We start from the raw sequence: 1,126 nt of genomic DNA on the forward strand, positions 1-1,126 counted from the left end.
GCCGACCAAGGTGTCGCTGTCATCGCCACCATCGACCTTGCTGACGCCGTAAAAGTCGATGTTCTGGCTCTGCACGACGGTGTCACCACTGAGGTCCACCACGACAAAACGGTCCGCACCGCTGGTGCCGGTAATCTCACCGGTGTCGGTTACCCTTTCGATACCTTCAACGATGAGGGTGCCGGTTGTGCCGTTGGTGACCGCGGCACTCAATGATTGACTACCCAGCAGGTTGATGCCGGATACAGCGCTGGCCTGGACGGTGTCGGTGCCACTGGCGGCAACGATTTTTTCCATCGCGGCGAAGGTCATGGCATCGACGGTGACATCGCCATTGCTGGCGAGTGAATAAGTATCGCTGCTATCGCCGTCGACATCTCCGTTGAGTGTGGCCAGACCACCGCTGAGCACTTCGATACCGGTAATGGTGATGCCGCTATGGGTTACCTGGTTATCGGTCGCGGTCAGGCTCCAGTCGCTGCTGCTCAAATTGCTGACCAGACTATCTGCCGGGTCGCTATCGGATCCGTTGTCGGTAATACGGTCGATACCGGTAAAGGTCATTTCGTTGACCCCTAGGGTGACATCGCCGTTATCGTCCAGGGCAAATTCTTCTTTGCGAGCGGCAACCCCAATCACGTTGCCATTTTGTGCGTTGAGGGTGTCGGCGTTGGAGAAGGTGATACCGCTGCTAATGACCTGCTTGTTATTCGCGGTCAGCTGCCAGTCGGCGCCATCCACACCGGTAACATCACCACCGCCAGTGCCGAGGTCCAATTCGCTAATACCGGTGAAGGCAATCGCGTTCGCGGTAATCTCGTTAATATCAAGAACAAGGACGCTGTCACTTGCCGTCGCGGAACCAAATAAGTGTGTATCCGTTACATTGCCGGATTCGATTTGTTGGAAGAGAATACCGTTGGTGGACAACTCTTTATCATTGCCCGTCAGATACACATCGATATCCGTTGCGTTAACGATATCACTCTCACCTTTGTCACCAGTCGCGCCATCCGCTGCTACAACATCGACATTGGTGAAGGTAATACCTTCTACTGCTACCTGATTCGCTGTAGAAAGTACGGTGAAAGTGTCGGCGGCATCGGTACCGGTCAGGGTAATACCA

1 protein-coding gene is annotated in these 1,126 nt (G+C 54.6%); it reads right to left on the minus strand.

The genetic code is table 11. The annotated features are described in order from the left end of the window. A partial coding sequence (locus ACCI51_RS19400; RefSeq protein ID WP_371845079.1) for a hypothetical protein occupies positions 1-1,126 on the minus strand: 1,126 nt, incomplete at both ends.

It is taken from the genome of Microbulbifer echini (assembly GCF_041447225.1).
Classification (GTDB): domain Bacteria; phylum Pseudomonadota; class Gammaproteobacteria; order Pseudomonadales; family Cellvibrionaceae; genus Microbulbifer; species Microbulbifer echini.